General features: G+C 52.9%; 3 protein-coding genes. 2 read left to right on the top strand and 1 reads right to left on the bottom strand.

The features are described from left to right. Positions 1-195: DUF5397 family protein (locus HU147_RS19105; protein WP_224077664.1), on the top strand; the 195-nt coding region annotated here is incomplete at its 5' end. After that, positions 195-473, top strand: a complete 279-nt coding sequence (locus HU147_RS19100) for an endoribonuclease VapD (RefSeq protein WP_003690225.1) — start codon at positions 195-197, stop codon at positions 471-473. The genes HU147_RS19105 and HU147_RS19100, both read left to right, overlap by 1 nt. Here HU147_RS19100 and HU147_RS19095 read toward each other — a convergent pair. After that, entirely contained in the window at positions 451-705 is a 255-nt protein-coding gene (locus tag HU147_RS19095) for a Cryptic plasmid protein A (RefSeq protein WP_003690227.1), read from the bottom strand. The genes HU147_RS19100 and HU147_RS19095 overlap by 23 nt on opposite strands. Positions 706-802: the final 97 nt, after the last annotated feature.

Raw genomic sequence — 802 nt, 5'->3', positions numbered from 1 at the left:
GAACTAACCATGCAAACCACTATCCCCACCGGTTCAATCCGCACCTTTGGCGATTACGGCGTGATGTACATCGTCGGCACGCCTGCCGAACAGCTTCCGGACGGCGATTGGCTCGTAAATATTGAACTGCCGGAAAGCGGCGAACACACGCAATACAAACTGTCCCACATCGTTCAAGACCCAAAGGCTGCCTAATGTACGCGATTTCTTTTGATTTGGTGGTTGCCGATACCGCTCAAAACCATCCGAAAGGCATTTCCCAAGCCTACGCGGATATTGGATACACCCTGCGGAAATTCGGCTTTACCCGCATTCAGGGAAGTTTGTACACCTGCCAAAACGAAGATATGGCTAACCTGTTTTCAGCCATCAACGAGCTAAAAGCTCTGCCTTGGTTTCCGTCTTCTGTCCGCGATATTCGGGCGTTCCGCATTGAGCAGTGGTCTGATTTCACAAGTCTTGTGAAGTCTTAACTGCCTTACCGTCCAACATCCGCCGCAGCCCTGCCAGTTTTTGGCGCGCTGCGGCGTTTTCTGTGCGTTTTAGGGCTTCGGGTAGGCTAGCCCCCAATACTTTGGCGATATTGCTCGGATAGGGCTTTCTCGCGCCCGCAATGCGGGTTTCTGCTTCCGCTACGGCTTCTGCCCCGTAGGTCTCTATCAGCCATGCGGCTGTTCGCCTGTCGCGTTCGTTCTCGGTAATCATCGGCTCATTCCCCATCCCCTGCTTTGGGTTCGTTTGTGTCGTTGGCTTATCGTTTGGCTAGTTGATTCAAGATTTCGCTCTGCCGTTGCCGTATTTC

It is taken from the genome of Planococcus chinensis (assembly GCF_020071995.1).
Classification (GTDB): Bacteria; Bacillota; Bacilli; order Bacillales_A; family Planococcaceae; genus Planococcus; species Planococcus chinensis_A.
This window is presented reverse-complemented; position numbering and strand designations above follow the sequence as displayed.

Bases quoted from the DNA above. Each gene is read 5' to 3' on its own strand.
- HU147_RS19100 (WP_003690225.1), top strand. From the start codon at position 195: ATGTACGCGATTTCTTTTGATTTGGTGGTTGCCGATACCGCTCAAAAC.
- HU147_RS19095 (WP_003690227.1), bottom strand. From the start codon at position 705: ATGATTACCGAGAACGAACGCGACAGGCGAACAGCCGCATGGCTGATA.